At 54.7% G+C, this 15251-nt stretch carries 21 protein-coding genes and 1 tRNA gene; 19 read left to right on the top strand and 3 right to left on the bottom strand.

Annotated elements, in window-relative coordinates; all coding sequences use genetic code 11:
• Positions 1 to 26 precede the first annotated feature (26 nt).
• Positions 27 to 1157 (bottom strand): HD-GYP domain-containing protein, encoded by a 1131-nt coding sequence (locus KDN35_RS16320; protein WP_171566699.1) that lies wholly within the window; start codon positions 1155 to 1157, stop codon positions 27 to 29.
• A 138-nt stretch (positions 1158 to 1295) separates the two neighbouring features.
• On the opposite strand from KDN35_RS16320, the gene nrdR reads away from it, so the two are divergent.
• The 3 genes from nrdR (at position 1296) to dnaI (ending at position 4332) form a co-directional block, all read left to right on the top strand.
• Positions 1296 to 1772, top strand: coding sequence for a transcriptional regulator NrdR (gene nrdR, locus KDN35_RS16315; RefSeq protein ID WP_171566698.1), 477 nt, complete (start codon positions 1296 to 1298; stop codon positions 1770 to 1772).
• A gap of 163 nt (positions 1773 to 1935) precedes the next feature.
• Positions 1936 to 3387 (top strand): replication initiation and membrane attachment family protein, encoded by a 1452-nt coding sequence (locus KDN35_RS16310; RefSeq protein ID WP_171566697.1) that lies wholly within the window; start codon positions 1936 to 1938, stop codon positions 3385 to 3387.
• Between the two features lie 6 nt (positions 3388 to 3393).
• A complete protein-coding gene (gene dnaI, locus KDN35_RS16305) occupies positions 3394 to 4332 on the top strand; it encodes a primosomal protein DnaI (protein WP_171566696.1) in 939 nt (312 codons plus the stop codon).
• Here dnaI and KDN35_RS16300 read toward each other — a convergent pair.
• Complete coding sequence (locus KDN35_RS16300) at positions 4314 to 4946, bottom strand: YdcF family protein (RefSeq protein ID WP_171566695.1); 633 nt, start codon at positions 4944 to 4946, stop codon at positions 4314 to 4316. The genes dnaI and KDN35_RS16300 overlap by 19 nt on opposite strands.
• A gap of 296 nt (positions 4947 to 5242) precedes the next feature.
• On the opposite strand from KDN35_RS16300, the gene KDN35_RS16295 reads away from it, so the two are divergent.
• The 16 genes from KDN35_RS16295 (at position 5243) to KDN35_RS16220 (ending at position 14737) form a co-directional block, all read left to right on the top strand.
• Positions 5243 to 5318: transfer RNA gene (locus KDN35_RS16295), tRNA-Ala, on the top strand.
• A 169-nt stretch (positions 5319 to 5487) separates the two neighbouring features.
• Positions 5488 to 6528 carry a tyrosine-type recombinase/integrase gene (locus tag KDN35_RS16290; RefSeq protein ID WP_212133279.1) on the top strand — a complete coding sequence of 347 codons (1041 nt, stop codon included), beginning with the start codon at positions 5488 to 5490 and terminating at the stop codon, positions 6526 to 6528.
• 140 nt (positions 6529 to 6668) lie between these two features.
• Entirely contained in the window at positions 6669 to 7574 is a 906-nt protein-coding gene (locus KDN35_RS16285) for a hypothetical protein (RefSeq protein WP_212133278.1), read from the top strand.
• A 6-nt stretch (positions 7575 to 7580) separates the two neighbouring features.
• Positions 7581 to 7994 (top strand): helix-turn-helix domain-containing protein, encoded by a 414-nt coding sequence (locus tag KDN35_RS16280; RefSeq protein WP_212133277.1) that lies wholly within the window; start codon positions 7581 to 7583, stop codon positions 7992 to 7994.
• Between the two features lie 197 nt (positions 7995 to 8191).
• On the top strand, positions 8192 to 8533 hold the full coding sequence (locus KDN35_RS16275; protein ID WP_212133276.1) for a hypothetical protein: 342 nt from the start codon (positions 8192 to 8194) through the stop codon (positions 8531 to 8533).
• Between the two features lie 290 nt (positions 8534 to 8823).
• The gene (locus tag KDN35_RS16270) at positions 8824 to 9153 is read left to right on the top strand and encodes a hypothetical protein (protein ID WP_212133275.1); all 330 of its coding nucleotides are present in this window, start codon (positions 8824 to 8826) and stop codon (positions 9151 to 9153) included.
• Positions 9150 to 9539, top strand: coding sequence for an ead/Ea22-like family protein (locus KDN35_RS16265; protein WP_212133274.1), 390 nt, complete (start codon positions 9150 to 9152; stop codon positions 9537 to 9539). The genes KDN35_RS16270 and KDN35_RS16265 overlap by 4 nt, the downstream gene beginning before the upstream one ends.
• Positions 9536 to 9901: a hypothetical protein gene (locus KDN35_RS16260; RefSeq protein ID WP_212133273.1), complete on the top strand. Its 366-nt coding sequence runs from the start codon at positions 9536 to 9538 to the stop codon at positions 9899 to 9901. Before KDN35_RS16265 ends, KDN35_RS16260 begins: the two co-directional genes overlap by 4 nt.
• Positions 9898 to 10410 (top strand): hypothetical protein, encoded by a 513-nt coding sequence (locus KDN35_RS16255; protein WP_212133272.1) that lies wholly within the window; start codon positions 9898 to 9900, stop codon positions 10408 to 10410. Before KDN35_RS16260 ends, KDN35_RS16255 begins: the two co-directional genes overlap by 4 nt.
• Positions 10400 to 10636, top strand: a complete 237-nt coding sequence (locus tag KDN35_RS16250; protein WP_212133271.1) for a hypothetical protein — start codon at positions 10400 to 10402, stop codon at positions 10634 to 10636. Before KDN35_RS16255 ends, KDN35_RS16250 begins: the two co-directional genes overlap by 11 nt.
• Before the next feature lie 177 nt (positions 10637 to 10813).
• Positions 10814 to 11218: a 3'-5' exonuclease family protein gene (locus KDN35_RS16245; RefSeq protein WP_212133270.1), complete on the top strand. Its 405-nt coding sequence runs from the start codon at positions 10814 to 10816 to the stop codon at positions 11216 to 11218.
• 117 nt (positions 11219 to 11335) lie between these two features.
• The gene (locus tag KDN35_RS16240) at positions 11336 to 11662 is read left to right on the top strand and encodes a hypothetical protein (RefSeq protein ID WP_212133269.1); all 327 of its coding nucleotides are present in this window, start codon (positions 11336 to 11338) and stop codon (positions 11660 to 11662) included.
• A 43-nt stretch (positions 11663 to 11705) separates the two neighbouring features.
• Positions 11706 to 11891: a hypothetical protein gene (locus KDN35_RS16235; protein ID WP_212133268.1), complete on the top strand. Its 186-nt coding sequence runs from the start codon at positions 11706 to 11708 to the stop codon at positions 11889 to 11891.
• A 44-nt stretch (positions 11892 to 11935) separates the two neighbouring features.
• Positions 11936 to 12760, top strand: a complete 825-nt coding sequence (locus KDN35_RS16230) for an ATP-binding protein (RefSeq protein WP_481752781.1) — start codon at positions 11936 to 11938, stop codon at positions 12758 to 12760.
• Positions 12761 to 12956: 196 nt separating this feature from the next.
• Entirely contained in the window at positions 12957 to 13172 is a 216-nt protein-coding gene (locus tag KDN35_RS16225; RefSeq protein ID WP_212133267.1) for a hypothetical protein, read from the top strand.
• A gap of 212 nt (positions 13173 to 13384) precedes the next feature.
• Positions 13385 to 14737, top strand: a complete 1353-nt coding sequence (locus KDN35_RS16220; protein WP_212133266.1) for an AAA family ATPase — start codon at positions 13385 to 13387, stop codon at positions 14735 to 14737.
• Here KDN35_RS16220 and KDN35_RS20270 read toward each other — a convergent pair.
• Positions 14721 to 14933, bottom strand: a complete 213-nt coding sequence (locus tag KDN35_RS20270) for a helix-turn-helix domain-containing protein (RefSeq protein ID WP_212133265.1) — start codon at positions 14931 to 14933, stop codon at positions 14721 to 14723. The genes KDN35_RS16220 and KDN35_RS20270 overlap by 17 nt on opposite strands.
• Positions 14934 to 15251: the final 318 nt, after the last annotated feature.

The following is a 15251-nucleotide window of genomic DNA, read 5'->3' as shown; positions in this document are numbered from 1 at the left end:
ACAGCCAGGCGGGGTTATTATGTGACTCAATTCGCACTGGGCTGCACAAGCCCTTCGAGCGAGAACAATTCTTCGTCTTCAAAGCCGACGATAAACAGGTTAATTTGCGACTTCAGATCCAGTTCGTAGGGCACACGCAAGTCGTTGCCGCGGCCGTCCTTCAAGACGCGGACAGTGGGACGGTGGCAGTAGTCCGGGTCGACCCGGCAGACGACGCCCACCTCGCCGGTGTTCAGCACGACGCTGCTGCCGATCGGGAAGACGGCGATGTGCTTGCTGAAGGCTTTGATCAGATGATGCTCAAACAGGTGTCCACCCGCTCCGAAGAGGTATTCCAGCGCGTCCTGCGGCATGTACCGTTTGCGCCATGGGCGTGGAGACGTGAGCGAATCGTAGACGTCACAGATGCCGACGATCTGCGCGTACTCGTGAATGTTCTTGCCTTTCAACCCCTGCGGGTAGCCGCTGCCGTCCAACCGCTCGTGGTGCTGCAGGCAGACGTGTGCGGACAACAGCGAGATGTCATGCTGCTTGCGCAGGAGGTTGAATCCCAGCATGGTGTGCTGCTTGGCGATCTCCTGCTCTTCGTCGTTCCAGCGCTCCTGCTTTTGCAACAATTCCGGCGGCAGCTGCACCTTGCCGATGTCGTGAAGCATCGCGCCGATGCTCAAATCCATCAGTTGGCTGCGGCTGTAGCCTAGCGACATGCCGACTGCTGCCGCCAGCACCGCCACGTTGACCGAGTGATGGTAGAGCGAGGGAGAATGGGTAGAAATACTGGTCAGATGGAGCAAGAGCTGATGATTGCCCATCATGTCGTCCAAGATGGAATTGCATGCCTGCTGAAAGAGAAGCCCCATTTCGTTGAGCGAAACCTTTCGGGCCAGCTTGTTCGAGTTGGTGATTTGCTTGACAGTTTTGACAATCGCTTCAACGGCAGTCTGGCGGGTTTCCGGCCGGATGACCTCCTCCACGACGATGTCTTCCGTACGCTCGTCTTCTACGTACAGCGAGTCGATGCCGGCGCGGGTCAGCCCATTAATCAGCCGTTCCGTAAGGGTGACGCCTACCCCTAGTAACGTTTTCCCATCTTCGGTAAAGATCGTACGGCCCACCTTCATCCCCGGGCGGGCTTGTCTTACTGAAACTAAGCGCATAGGAATCCCTCCAACTTGTACTTAAATTTTACTCCAATTGGCTCAGACGTGAAATAGGTACAAGGATTGACTTGACTTCCGGCGGGAAATTGAGGGACACTGAATGAAAGTACCGTCATAATTGGAGTTGATTCCGCAATGCGCTGTCCGTTTTGCGATTACAATGGGACCAGGGTACTAGATTCCCGACCTTTTAACAATAACAAATCCATTCGCCGCCGGCGCGAATGTGAAAAATGTGAACGCCGCTTTACCACGTTTGAGGTGGTCGAGGAGACGCCGCTGTTGATTATTAAAAAAGACGGCACCCGTGAAGAATTTAGCCGGGAAAAGGTGCTTCGCGGCCTGGTGCGGGCCTGTGAAAAGCGGCCGGTGCCGCTGGAAGTGTTGGAGAATGTCGTCAACGAGATCGAAAAGGAACTGCGCAGCAGCGGCCTGTCGGAAATCCCCAGCAAGGACGTCGGGGAAAAAGTGATGGAGCGGCTGTACCACGTCGACGAAGTGGCCTATGTCCGATTCGCTTCCGTTTACCGTCAGTTCAAGGACATCAACGTGTTTATGAAGGAACTGGAAGAACTGCTGTCCCAGGCGCGCAAAACGGGGCAGGCGGAGTAAGGCAGCGGAGTGGGAAACCTATAATCAATCGGGTAGACGCCCTTGCGATGTGCAAGAGCGTCTTTCCTGCTGCCTTTTTTCCCCTTCATTCCGCTGTCGTATCTATCACCGGCCGGACATGATATAATAGGGAAACCAGACTAGTCAGGAAGGAAAAGGATCAATGCCTCGTCTCGTGTGGAACGAATTACTGCCGAAAGATCGATATCTGGTGCGGCTGGCACGTCCGCTCAGCTTTGCCGAAATGGGCTTCGTCACCCAGCTCTACCTGCCGATCATCGGTGTGGAGTCGTTTTCTCTCTACCAACTGCTGGTGCACGAGGTGCAGGAGGCGAACGGAGCGGCGGTGGAAAGCACGCATCGCAGTCTGATGCTGATGACCGACCTCTCGCTGGACCGCTTGCTGGCGGCGCGGGAGCGGCTGGAGGCACTGGGCCTTTTGGCTGTTCGCAGGCGGGAGAATCAGCAGCGGGACTATTTTTACGAATACCTGGTAAAACCGCCGCTGACGCCAAACGAGTTTTTTGCCGACTACGTGCTGTCCGTGATGCTATTGAACAAAATCGAAAACGTCCGCTTCCGGCAGCTGCGGCAGCGGTACGCCGACCCGCTGGGAGCCGCTCTGGAACAGGAGTACCCGGTGGCGGAGACGGTGACCAAGGATTTTTACGAAGTGTTTCAATCGTTAAAACCGTCCGAGTTGGAAGTGCACAAAGGATCGGAGCGGGAACAGTTTCTCGCACAGATGGAGACCCGCTATCCGGCGGCTCCGATGAAGTCGGATGTTGAAGCAGCGGTCCATCACCGGCTCAGTGCTTCCTCACTGCGCCACTACCTGCCGGACAACGCCTCACCGGACAAGGTTTTTTCCGGAGACAGCGTGGAGTTTTTGTACAAGCTGTTCCACTTCTATCAGCTGGACAGTTGGGGATTGGGGCAGGAACTGCGCGACTGGACCCTGTACAAACCGGACGGCAGCCTGGACAAGGATGTCCTGCGCAAGCGGCTGGTGCAGCGCTACACGGACGACAAGCTGCACCGCACACCGGCGACGTCTGCCCCGGGCGATGACGAGTGGGGGCCGGGCCGCCTGCCGGAACCGGGCAGCGAAGCGTTTGCCCGCGTCTGCCGGCAGCTCTCGCCCCTGTCCCTGTTGGAGCGGGTGGTAGGCGGCCGGGTGAGCCGGGTCTTTTTGGAACGGGCGGAAAATCTGGTGTTTGGCGACGGGCTGACCGTGGAGGTGGCCAATGCGCTGCTGCTTCACACGCTGCAGAGCATGCAGATGGAACTGCCCAAAGCCTACATGGAGACGATCCGCGACAGTTGGAAGGCGAAGCGGATCACGACCGTGGACGAAGCCGTGCGGCAGATCCTGGAGCGCGCCGACCAGCGGGCGCAGCACACGGAAAAGGCGAAGCGGCCGAAGCGGGAAACAGACACCGCTGTTCGCCGCAGCGGTCGCCCCATCCTGCAGGACAAGCTGCCTGCTTCCGTGGAATGGCAGCTTTCTCAGGAGCGCGAACCGCAGGAGACGGTCAAAGGTCAGTCCATCCAGGACGATCCCGAGTTGAAAACCATGTTGGAATCGCTGCGCAGACGGCAGAGAGGAGTGTGATGAGGGATGGAATCGATCAGCCAATTCATGCAGGAACTGGCCAAGCGGACGCCGCGCCACCTGCTGACGCCGGAGCAGCAGTTGGACAAGATGTTTCGCTCCTCCGCCTATTTGCAGTCGTTTCAACAGGCACACCCAGACTTGTCCCGCGACGACTACCTGCGGGCCCTGTCCGGCGTCTACACGGCGGTAAAGGAGCAGTACTGGTGTGAGCACTGTCCGGGACTGGAACAGTGCCCCAACTTGGTCAAGGGCCACCGGAGCCAGCTCAGCGTGAGAAACGGGGCCATCGTCAGCGCCATCTCTCCCTGCGACAAGCAGCAGGCGTATGAGGAAGACATGCGCCGCCGCCGCTTGATGCGCAGCTACTACGTCTCCGAGGAGACGATGGCCGCCAGCTTTGACCGGCTGGAACTGGACCAGGCAAACAGGGCGGCTGTGGCAGCGGCCATCCGGTTTTGCCAGACGGTCGGCAGCGGCGAACGGGTAAAGGGACTGTATCTGCACGGGCCGTTTGGCGTGGGCAAAAGCTACATCATGGGGGCGATCGCCCGCGAGCTGTCGGAGCGCAACATCGCTTCGCTCATGGTGTACGTGCCCGATTTTGTCCGTGAGATGAAGGATTCGCTGTCCGATCAGTCATACGCCGGCAAGCTGGAGCTTTTAAAGGAGGTGCCCGTGCTCATCCTGGACGACATCGGCGCCGAAAACCTCACCCCCTGGGTGCGCGATGAAGTGCTGGGCGTCATCCTCAACCAGCGTGTCAACAACCACCTGCCGACGCTGTTCACCTCCAACTACTCGCTGGAGGAATTGGAGGAGCATCTTTCCATCTCCAACGGCAACCGGATTGAACGAACAAAGGCGGCCCGCATCATGGAGCGGATCCGCCATTACGTGGACGTGTATTTGATCATGCGCAAGAATCAGCGCATCGAAAGCTGACTCCCCAGATACGTAAGCCGCCATTTGGTGTACGCCAGCACCTCTCGCACCAAGTGATACGGCCTGTACATCACGTTGGACTTCGTCCCGACGGGGTGGGCGGATATGCCCAGCGCTCGCGTCATGTCCATCGCCCGGGCGAGGTGATAGTCGTGGCTGACGACGAGCGCGTTGTGCAGGCCGTTTTGCTGCATGATCTGCCGGCTGAACAGCAGGTTTTCATACGTGTTGGTCGCCTCGGATTCCATCAGGATGCGGTCGGCCGGCACGCCCTGCTCCACCAGGTAATTGCGCATGACCTGAGCCTCTGTCACGCCTTTGCCGTCACCCAGTCCGCCCGAGACGATCAGGGTGGGCACGTATCCTTCCCGGTATAACTGCAGTGCCAAATCCAGCCGCTCCCGCAGCCCCGGACTGGGCTGGTCTCCCCACACGGCCGCTCCCAGCACGATGGCCACGTCCGCTTTTTGCGGTGCAGCGCTGCGGCTCGTCTGATCGATCCGCCACAAAACGTAACCCGCCCACAGCGCGGCCGCCGCCAGGCAGACGGCTGCCCAGATGCGCAGGTGTTTTTTCCAGGGGTGTACGATTGGGATGGATGATGTCGGTATCATGAGTATCCTCCGGTTGCCAAGGATTTGTGAGCGTTTCGGATGATCTGTTCGCAATCCGCTTGTCCATCGTGTTCTCGGTCGGTGTGCGTATGCCGTGCAGCAGTCAGCCGAGTGTGTTCCTATGTACATATACGGAAGAGATGGCCCGTCCGTTACGCTTGGTGGGTGCATGCAGGGCAGTGCGTTTCGTCAGGGTGAAAAATTTTTTTAAAATCCTATTGATCTTTGAAGACAGCATGTGCTATAATCAATCTCGTGGTAAGGAACGAGATGTTCCAAAGAAAACAACGAGATACGGGGCATTAGCTCAGCTGGGAGAGCGCTACACTGGCAGTGTAGAGGTCAGCGGTTCGAACCCGCTATGCTCCACCATAACCGTAAAAACCGCGTCATATCAACGTTTTCAACCCGTTGGACTATCCGGTGGACTAACCGAAAACAGTCCGCAATGTAGCGGTCCTAAGGCAAACAATGTAGTGATATGCGCGTAAGTCAAACGTCTCTGATCCGGTAATCTATCGGAAAGGAGACGTTTTTTGCGTTGGACAAACGGACCGGCAAACGAATTAAAAACGATAGGACTACCGCGAAACAATCGGAACACTCGTTGGACAGGCTATTTGAACGGTTCTATACCGCGAAGGTGGCGGAGGGCCGGGCGCGAGGGACACTTGAAAATTACCGATTAAACTACGGTTTCTTCTGTGAGTTCTTGGACGTACGGAAGTTACCGAAGGACGTCCGAATCATAACAACGGACCTCATCCGCGAATATATCGTTTGGATGCTGACGGAGAAGGTGCGGTTTGAGGGGAGCAAGTATAAACCAGACTATGAGCAGACCGTGGGACTCTCGCCCGTTTCTGTGAACACGCGCCTTCGTACGCTGCGCACGTTCTTTAAATTTTTAAAAGCCGAAGGGGATATCGACCATGACCCGATGGAGAACGTCAAGAACGTGGAAGAGGACGAGAATGAAATCGAAGTTCTATCGGTGGACGAACTTAAACGATTGCTTAACGCACCAAATCAACGGAAGTACAGCGATTTCCGTGATTACGTGTTGATGAACGTTCTTTTAGACGGATTTTTCCGGATAAATGAGGCGCTGTCGATCCGAAAACAGGATATAGACTTTTCGAGTGGAATGGTAACCGTACGTGCGGAAGTAGCGAAAAGTAGGCGGACTCGATTTGTGCCGTTGAAGAAAAATACGATGAAGCTACTTGCGGAACTGATCAAGGAAACAGAGGAGTTCGATTCCGATTACGTTTTTCTTGCGAACTATGGCGAACCACTAAGCGCGAATCACTTTCGTAGCAGGTTGAAGGAATACGCGCGAAAGGCGGGACTACGGGGGAGAATCCATCCGCACTTGTTCCGGCACACGGCTGCAACTATGTTCTTGGAAGCCGGAGGTGACATTCGACACTTGCAGTTAATCCTTGGACACTCCGATCTCCGAATGGTGATGAAGTATACACATCTATCGAAAAAATCCATTAAGAATCAGCACGAACAGTATTCGCCCATGAATGAGGTTATCAGCAAGCTAAATAGAGAACGGAAGATATTACGCTAGTCCTTCGGGGCTGGCGTAATTTTTTTTTCAAAAAGGTGCACGGAAATCCGAATGGCTATCGGTATATAGAGTGAAAGCAACCAAAAACCGAAAAGCCCCTCAGAGGTGGAGGAGGCAATTAGTTAATGGGAGGGATGTGATTGACGAATGAAAAGAAGGAACGGTGCTTCCAGATTATTGATGGTTTAATAGACCGCGGTATTGATGTGGCTAACTTAGGAAAAGAGTTGCCGCCGCGGGAATACAACACTATCCGCATACGCCTTATCAGGACGTTTGGAAGTGTCCGGCAGGCACTCATTGAATACGGCATATTCGAGCCGAACGGAATGCCAACGGGAGTCGAGTTGGCGAGATGCTTCTTCATTGATGAAACATACAAGGTGGTCGAAAACCAATACGAGAAGGAACGGATCATGGATCTGTACTTTCTTTCGGAAGTCGATTTCGTGCGGGCTAGCAAGGACGTAAAGCGATCATTAGAAATCGATGCGATTGATCAGTTCTACCGCGATCATTTTCCGTTTGACGGACTCCCCTGGGGAGTGATTCGTGAGAAATATCCAGGCGCGATGTCGTACATTCGTCGCGAGTATGGTAGTTTCAAGGACTTTGTGAACGCCTATGGATTTCCTTACGACATTTTTGTGGATCGGGAGTACGGGCGAGAATACATCCGTGAGGGCCACATCTTTGAAGAAAAACTAGCCAATATACTCACGGTGCTATACGAAAAGGTTGATCGGAACCAGACTTTTAATCGACTTAGACCAGACTTCATAATCAACGGAACCGGTTGGGTAGATGCGAAACTTAGTTTCTCGACAGTATTCGACTATCGGTGTAAAACTCTCCGAAGGTACATGAAACATACGAACCATCTTACGATCTACTATGCGAAAGGGAAGCGAGGTGTTTACAGGAACAGCTACATTTCATTAATTCATGTTTCTGAGTTATACCCTGCATTATTGCAGAAAGGCAGAAAAGACATGGTGGATGAGATGGAGGCGTTCATAAAGCACGTAGAGAAGGGGGCGGTGTGACCGCGCATGACCAACGAACAAAACCTCGTATCCGTCGAAACGCAGTCGGAATATTCCGTCACAACCGGCCGCCGTGAGACGCGTATCTTCGTTAAGATGTACGTTGATGCGGTACACTCCGGACTCCTCGCGGATATTGGCGACGAGAATTGGCGAACACTCTGCGTAATAGCCGCGTTCATGAACGAGAAGGGCGAGTGTTTCCCAACACAAGAGATGATCGCGCACAGGCTCGGAGTGTCGCGAGAAACAGCAGGGCGGAGGATCAAAAAGCTACTCGGGTACCGGTGGAATGGGCGAGAGGTAATTCGCGCGATAAAGGAGCGGGACCCTAAGACTGGTAAGTGGAAGACGACGCAGTATACGGTACTCCCGATCAGCCAGTTAGCCATTTTTGGGGGAGAGGCAGAGTCCATGTGACGCTCATCCAACATGGATACGTACCACACGGCGTCAACGTCACTGTAACTATAACCAATCTTTTAACAAGAACTAATCTTTAACAAGAATAAAGATAGCGCATCGGAAAGGGCAAGCCTTTCCTCGCGCCGTCAATCAATTAATAAATAATATCTCTCGCGCAGAAAAGATAGCGCGGAGAAAGGAGGTGGGTACCCATGTCCTGCAAACTCTGCATTGAGCGCGGCAAGACCTGGAACGGAGACGACCCGCGCTGCGCCTTCGAAACGGGCGTATTTTCCCCGGATAACTGGAATTGCGCGACCATGAACGCCTTGCGTGAAATCTCCCGCCAATTGCGTACGACCTACCGCGATGACATGGCGGCAGCCTCCATCGGATACGTTCCGTTTGAAGGCGATGAATACTCCGGTTACATCGTTATGACGTGGTACAAGGATCGCGGGCGCACCGGCAACGCGTTTATCGCGTGGGACGACGAACCCATACGCGAGCTAACGGAAGCCGACGCGCTACTTGCGATCGAACAAAACCGTTGAAAGGATCCGATCCCAATGCGCATTCTCACCGGAACCTGGCGCCGCCTCACCCCGCACACCAAGTTGCGCCTGCTCCACGCATTCGCTACGCAAACACATCGCCAGACGCGCTAGAACCGCTCTATAAGCCGCGTTTGCCTCGCGGGTATAACGAGTACCCTCGCGCAAACCAAACGCTCTACGCGGCGTATAGACGGTATGTAACGATAACTATACGAGGAGGCACGATAATATGGCGTATCCACGAATTACGAGGAGCAAGTCGAAAAGGTTAACGAGGAGGTAACGATATGACAACGAAACCTAACGCGGGCCCGCCGATTATCTGCGGTCGCCTATACGTTCCGCTTGATCCGGAGCAGACGGCGGAGATTAAGCGGGTTGAGAGGAAGAATGACGCGATTCAGCGAGTGGTTGACGGGCTGAATGCGGCGCTTGCGGCAGTCGATGACTTCGCGAAAGAATACGGACCGGAAGATGCGTTGCTGGAAACGGTTGGAGAAGCTGTACGGAAGATGCAGTTCGTCGCAGGGGCAGCGTACTACCCGGACCTGGATATGTACTGCCCCACCGAAGATTTACGCCGTGTAGAATGGCGCGGGGAGGTTGAAACGATATGAACACGCAAAGACTCACGCCGGAAGAACTCGCCGCGATCCGCGAACGTGCAGAGAAGGCGACGCCGGGGCCGTGGCGGTGGAGTAACGCGAAGGTATTAAACGGTAAGTACGATTTCGTTCCGCAGGGATCATATCTCGCGGACACGCTAATAATGTTCGGGGATACCTACGAAAACGGCGAACACGACGCCGAGTTCATCGCTCACGCCCGCGAGGACATTCCGCGATTGCTTGACGCGTTGGAGGCGGCGTATGCGGAGATTGAGCGGCTAAAACGAAAACTTGACGCAATGGATGACGCTGTTTACGCGCGATTCGGGTATTGCGAACAGCAGAACGTATGGGCAGACATTAATGAACGGTTAGGGGAGGAAGATTACGAATGACCACGGACAAAATCACGCAATACCTCGAACAAATGGCGGCCAAACTCGGAGTCGCGGCGGAACACGTTTATGGCGTGCTCGTACGGCAGCAGGTAGCGGAAGGAATTGCGTTCACAATTGGTGCGGTGATAGCGGTATTTGTCCTATTCAGATTAGGGAGATGGATTTACCGGAATTACGAAGCCAACAAAGGCGATTATATGAGCGATTGGGGAATGATTCTGCTGTTCTTCCTTATTTTCGGAGGCGGCGGCGGTGTCGGTGCGATGGTTGTGGGGCTTATCGGCGTGATGCAAATTATCAATCCTGAGTATTACGCAATCCGCGAAATCATGGACGTTATCGGAGGTGCTACGCGATGAGCGAAACTAAACGTGACCTCCACTCCGACCTCGCGATATGCAACGCGGCAACTCCGGGGCCTTGGGCGGCCGAAAAGGGATACGAGCAATCCGAACGTGGCAACTACGTATACAGCCAGGCGGAAGGTTCCGTTGTCTGCGCGGAACAGGACGGGACGGATTGCGTTTTGACTGACGCGGACGCCCGTTTCATCGCCGAAGCCCGCACCGGATGGCCTCACGCGATTGAGCGGGCGCTGGCGGCAGAGAAAGAAGTCGCTCGACTAACGGGATTGGTCGGGTCGTTACGCGTAAATGACCGCGATAAGACGCGTAAAATTGCCGAAGTGGAAGCCGATGTCGAGCGATTGCGACTTATCTTCGGTCATCCCCTCGTCTACGAAGCGCTGGCTCACTACACGGACGAACATATCGATTCTGACACGCATCCTGACGATTGGGAAACCGTATTCGGTGCGCGAGTTGAGGCGTTTAAACTGGCGAAGGAGGCGACCACCGATGACCACTGAAAACACTACGCCAGAGAAAATAAAAGATATAGAGATGGCCCTCAAAGACATTTCAACAATCTACAGTGCCGCGTTTTGGAGGGATAAATGCCGCCAGCTACTTTCCGACCGGCAAGCGTTGAACGACCGCGTGGCCGAGTTGGAGGCGGAGGTTAAACGGCTGCGTTCCGTACTTACCGAGATTCACCTGACGCGTCATGATAAAGGAGAGATCGACCGTGACTAAACGTAAATCGACCGCTGAACTTATCACGAAGCTGAACGCAAGGATCGCAGAGTTGGAGACGACTATTAGGGAAATTCGCCGCGTATCAAAAAGCGCAAAATCTATCGGAATTGAGAGCGCATATATCGCCTTAGACACAATTCTGTACGAAACCGAACGAGTCGTAGGTGATTCGCGATGACCTGCGCGAATAAACGTAACCTCCCGCCCGCCAAGTCCTGGCGCGAACGCGAGATCCCGGACTGGAACGTCACCACGTTCACGTCGTACCTGACCGACCGCCACGCGGAACTCTACGGAATCCCCTACGTGCCCGGTCGTGGCGGTTGGCGCGCGGAGCAGGGCATGATCAAGCGGATGATTGACGAGCACGGTCCGGAAGTCGTCCGGAGGTTCATCGACGGGTGCTTCCGTGAGTACCGGCCGACGCGCGAGTATCCTGGCGTGAACTTTACGTTTATGTACACGTATATGCGCGGCCGGGTGCTGCCGAAGGTGCTGGCGGAGGGGAGGCACGAGGTAAGGCGGGAACTGGCGGAGGCGTCTCGGCCAAGTTTCGAGGAACTGGCGGAGTGGTTGTAAATCGCGAGAGGAGACGTGCTATCAGGAGTAAAAAGTTATCCACAAGAAGTCTAGTTATAGAAGTAAAAAGATTAAAATGAGTGTAGATACGATAAGCGCGGAGGAGGAGGGACGCACATGTTGTTAAACATGAAGAATGGCGGGATCAAAAATATTATTTCCGATAGTTGGTATTCTCCTGGGTGCGAAACATGTGATTACGGTAGTAACTATATTAATGAGTTTGAAATACAGTTGACGACTGGCGTAATCAAAATCGAAGTAGACCAAATGTATGAGTATGCTTTGTCAGACGGCTACATGATGCAGTTGCTGTTGCCCAATGTCGAGAAAATCAAGGGAATGGACGAGGCCGAGTTTTTTGATTGGCTAAAAGAACAGATGAAAGATAGCGGAGATAGCTTGAAAATTGAGTTTGTTCCGACGCGACAGGACGGCGTGTGATTTTCCCGCGCTGATGTACATTATCCTTCGGAGGTGAGTTAATGTGAACATGAAACCGGCTGCTGACTATGTGCTTATGGTGCTTCTAGTTATCGGCTTCCTGATCCTCGGAGCGTTAGGTGTACAGGGGTTTCTTATTCTGTTTACGGGATCGACGATAGCATTCTTTCATGCAATGGGAGTTTTCGTGCTCATAGTGGTAGTCCTTGGATTACTTTCCGGCGTGTGATTTTCCCTTTCTGATGTACATTACTCTACGGAGGTGACCGCCAATTGACGCAAACTAACGCAGCATCCTGCATCCTGCGCGAGCCCTGCCGATCGGCCACCGACCCCACCGTCTGCACCCGCCTCTGTCCGCATTTCATCGCTCTCCACGGGGCGTCCGGCGCAGGAGGTAGAGTGAGCGCAGCGAACATCCCGTCCGACTACCGCCAGGTCACGGTAGCCACTTCGGTCGTGCGTGCAAGTCAACCGGAGGTATATCACTTACTGACCGAACGGATTCGCGGTAATCCGTCTTATATCGAGACATTCGAGCGTCAGTTTTCGGACGATCCCACCGACCGGATAAAGTCGCTATACCTCTACTCGCGCGAACCAGGTACCGGCAAGACGACGACGGCCGCCGCGATTGCGAACGCGTACATGATCGTGCACTATATCGGCAGCCTTCAGCGGAATAGGCGACCGCTGGAGCGACCGGTATATTTTCTCGATGTGAACGAGTGGCAGACGCTGTTCAACCGGTTCAATCGTCCGCGTGTGCCGGACCATATCGCGGAGCCAGCGTCGGCGGCGTACTATCGCGCGATGGAGGCGGCGATGAGCGCTCCGTTCGCGGTGCTGGACGATATTGGCGTACGTGACGCGAGCGATGCGTTTCGTGGAGATTTGCACGCGATCATCAACCATCGGGTGACGAACCGGATGCCAACCGTGTATACGAGTAACGTTCCGATTATGTCGTACGAGGAAAACGGGGTGCGAGTTGACGGGCTCGATCGGATATTTGACGCGCGGCTGGCGGATCGAGTACGGGATCAATGCGCAGTGGTTCCGTTTGTGGGCGAAAGCAAAAGGGGGATGCGGAAGTGAGAACGTTCTTCGTAAGTATACAGAAAACAAACGTCGTAGAACGAAAAGAGGGCGCGTGCTGGCTTTGTGACGGCGAAAAACGTGTTGAGTGGACTGGTCAGATCGGAGAGGACGAAGACGGGGAGCCCATTTACGGAGACGGAGTGTACGATCCTTGTCCGGAATGCCAAGACGAAGGCCAAGGGGAGGAATCGCGATGACCCAACCGAAACGCACCCGCCGCCGCAAGCCAAAGCCCGCCTTGTCTGCGGAAGAGTTTGCGCTGTGCGAACGTGCGATCAACGAGTACGGCGATATGATCGTGGAGCGGTATTTTCGCGGCAAGATTAGCAAAGAGCGATCGGACTTCATGGAGTGGAAGCTGACGGAATGGTACGATCTGCTCCTGGTTCGCGGAGGTGTGACGGAATGATGCGATGGCTCCTAACGAAATACCATGCGTGGCAACTGCGGCGGTCCATCCGGTTGGAGGCGAAGGCCCGGCGGTTGTGGGATCGGCATTTCGCGGAGTGGTACGTGTTGCATAAGTAAAACAAATTTGTACTATTGCCAAAATAACCCGGTAGGTGTACAATCTACTTGTACACGACGGGAACAAACGTTCGTGAAACGAGGTGACTGCGTGTGGCATACGGCGAACAGCTTTTATCGAAGGTGATCGATGCGAACGACCCGGCAGCCCTAACCCGTTATGACATCCGCGAGGAACACTTTGGCACGGAGGCCGAGCGGAAGGCCTACCGGTTCATCCGCGATTATGCGGCAGCCAACGGAGGGGCCGCGCCGGATTACCGGACGGTGGCGGCGGAGATCGCGGGCTTTACGTACATGCCGGAGGTCGGCGACTCGTTCGAGTGGCTGGCGCGCAAGGTGAAGGAAGACGCGGGTAAACGGTCGCAATACGCGTTCTTTACCGGGCGCGAGTTCAACGAGAAGTACGCGTCGCTCCCACCGGAGAAATTCGCGGAGTGGGTGACGGAGGAGCTCGCAAAGATTACGGACCGCACCCGTGTTCGAACGAAAGTGGGAACGGACCTCAAACGGGATACGGACGCGTTTCTCGAAGAGTACCGGAAGCGCAAAGAGGGGCGCTCGTTCAAAATCTGGCGCAGCAAGTTCCCGACGATCAACCGCGAGATTGGCGGTTACTTGTCCGGTAACATGTACACGTGGTATGCAAGGCCCGGCAGGGGCAAATCGGTCATAACGATGGAAGAGGCGATTGAAGCCGCTTTCCAAGGCGCGAACGCCCTCGCGTGGGTAATGGAGATGAGTCGTTACGAATGGATGGCGCGCGCCTATACGTCAATCTCCGCAAGACTCGGCGTATGTGAGGCGGCCATTGACGGCGTGATCCAGCGTGCAGGATTCGATAACATGGCGCTGCTTCGCGGTCAGTTGGCGGAAGAGTTCGAGGCGTCATTCCGTGAGTTTATCGGACGAATTGGCGATGCAATGCCGGGGAATATCGTAATTCGCTCGGTCGATGACGAGGATTTCGGATCGCGAAGGGTCCGGGACCTGGAGGCGGATATCCTCGCGACTAATGCCGATGTGGTGCTCGTCGATCCGTTCTACTACATGGATTACGAGGCGAACACGTCAAAAACAACCGGAGGAGACGCGGCGGAAACGTCAAAGAAACTACGCCGGTTGGCGGGGCGGTACGGCGTGACGCTCCATGTTATTACGCAGGCTGACGAGGTGAAGGACGAAAAGGACGAGGATGGAACGCGGGAGCTCCGTCCGCCCAATCGTAACGAGATCAAGAAGACGAAGGCGGTCCTGGAAGATGCGACGAACGTGTTTGGTATCGATACCATCGCGAGAGACGGACTTGGTGTAATTGACATCGGGAAGGGACGGAATGGCGGCGAGGGCGCTCGTATCGAACTGATGTATCTTCCGAATTACGGGATTGTGAAAGAGATGGAGACGGGCGTGGAAGCTGCGGAGCGATTTACTTTGGCGTTTTAGTTCTACCCGCCAAGTAATCTATAGACACGTCGAGGAAGTCCGCGAGCTTGATAAGGCCGTCATAGTCAGGCTTGCGACTCCCTTTCTCGTACATTTGAATGGTACGCTGTGTCACGCCGATTGCTTCGGCTACATCTTTAGTAGAATAGCCACGGCTCTCTCGTAGAGACTTCAACCTGCTACCAAAATTAGACATGGAAATTCCTCCAAAAAAAATTGTTGACACGAACCATCGGTTCGTAATAGGATAAATATAGCAAAGCGAACAGTGAGTTCGCTAATCAGTTACCTAGCAAATTATACCACATTCTACTAAATCGCGCACTTACCTCGCGCGATTCCGAAAGCGGCACCCTCGCCGCAACTCCCCCCAACTATATAGTCGGCACCCCATAGGCCGACCCCCGAAACAACCTCCCCGAATGATTGGCGCATCCCCTCGCGTCAGGCCGCGCCCGCGGCCGCCGAAACCGGACGGAGGTTTTTCCGTCTTTGAAAGGAGGTGAAACGGTGA

It is taken from the genome of Brevibacillus sp. NL20B1 (assembly GCF_018195675.1).
Taxonomy (GTDB): domain Bacteria; phylum Bacillota; class Bacilli; order Brevibacillales; family Brevibacillaceae; genus Brevibacillus; species Brevibacillus aydinogluensis.
The sequence above is the reverse complement of the archived record's forward strand: the minus strand, read 5'-3'. Positions and strand labels throughout refer to the sequence as shown.